The 949-nt window shown below is 44.9% G+C and carries 2 protein-coding genes; one reads left to right on the top strand and one right to left on the bottom strand.

The window, feature by feature from the left end; all coding sequences use genetic code 11:
- Positions 1 to 197: 197 nt before the first annotated feature.
- Positions 198 to 605 (bottom strand): helix-turn-helix domain-containing protein, encoded by a 408-nt coding sequence (locus EQY_RS0123820; protein ID WP_000787425.1) that lies wholly within the window; start codon positions 603 to 605, stop codon positions 198 to 200.
- A gap of 76 nt (positions 606 to 681) precedes the next feature.
- Here EQY_RS0123820 and EQY_RS0123815 point away from each other — a divergent pair, with 76 nt between their 5' ends.
- A complete protein-coding gene (locus tag EQY_RS0123815) occupies positions 682 to 909 on the top strand; it encodes a dicB transcriptional regulator DicC (protein WP_000912290.1) in 228 nt (75 codons plus the stop codon).
- The last annotated feature ends 40 nt before the right edge of the window (positions 910 to 949 follow it).

Here is a 949-nt window from a genome sequence, read left to right as displayed (position 1 = left end):
CATTTCCCCTTAACGCCGGGGTAGCGGAACTGTTTGCTGAGAACACCGTGCGGTGTCTTGATGAATAAAATTTAGAATAACCTAAGATATGCGGTCAAGATTTTTATGTAGAAAAACCTAAGTTTTTTGATGTGAAAAACACAAGTGTTTGAAAGTTTGTGCTTTTTATTACAGGGTGTGGAGAAAAAAAGGGAGGGTTATTTGTTTGCGCTTCTTTTGCGAGCTTTGAGTAGTTCTTCAAAAAGTTTGTTGAAATTTTCAACTCGAGCACGCATCTCTGACAACAGGGCCTTTTGCTCTGACTCAGGCAGTGCGTCGAACAGTTGAAGTAACTCTTTTTGATCTTCTGTCAGAAGGGCTGGCTGATTATCCGGGATCGGTTCGCCTGGTTGTTTATCTTCATCCCCAAAAAGAAGCCAAGTCGGTGAGCACTGAAGCGCTTGGCTCAGTGCGAATAATCTTTTCCCCGCCGGCTGTGTTTCATCTCTTTCCCATTGAGAAATTGTTACGTGAGCCACTTTGACCAGCTTACCTAATGCGGCCTGAGACAGTTTTAATTTTTTACGCCTATGTAAGAGGCGAGCACCGAAGGTTTCGTTTTTCATATTAGGGAATTCTAATTTTTCTTGACTTAGGTTTCTCTACGATCTAGTTTCCTTAGGAAAATCTAAGGAGCTCGATATGTTGAAAATTGATGCTATAGCGTTTTTTGGCAGCAAAACAAAGCTTGCCAATGCCGCAGGAGTTAGGCTTGCAAGCATTGCTGCATGGGGGGAACTGGTTCCTGAAGGTCGCGCGATGCGCCTGCAAGAGGCATCCGGCGGGGAACTTCAGTACGACCCCAAAGTTTATGATGAATATCGTAAGGCAAAGCGTGCGGGGCGGTTGAACAATGAAAATCACCCCTGAACAGGTTTGTGAGGCTCTGGATGCCTGGGTATGCCGACCA

Source organism: Escherichia sp. TW14182, from assembly GCF_000208525.1.
In the GTDB taxonomy this organism is placed as follows: domain Bacteria; phylum Pseudomonadota; class Gammaproteobacteria; order Enterobacterales; family Enterobacteriaceae; genus Escherichia; species Escherichia ruysiae.
This window is presented reverse-complemented; position numbering and strand designations above follow the sequence as displayed.

Coding starts and splice junctions, on each gene's coding strand:
- EQY_RS0123820 (WP_000787425.1), bottom strand. CDS start 605: ATGAAAAACGAAACCTTCGGTGCTCGCCTCTTACATAGGCGTAAAAAA.
- EQY_RS0123815 (WP_000912290.1), top strand. CDS start 682: ATGTTGAAAATTGATGCTATAGCGTTTTTTGGCAGCAAAACAAAGCTT.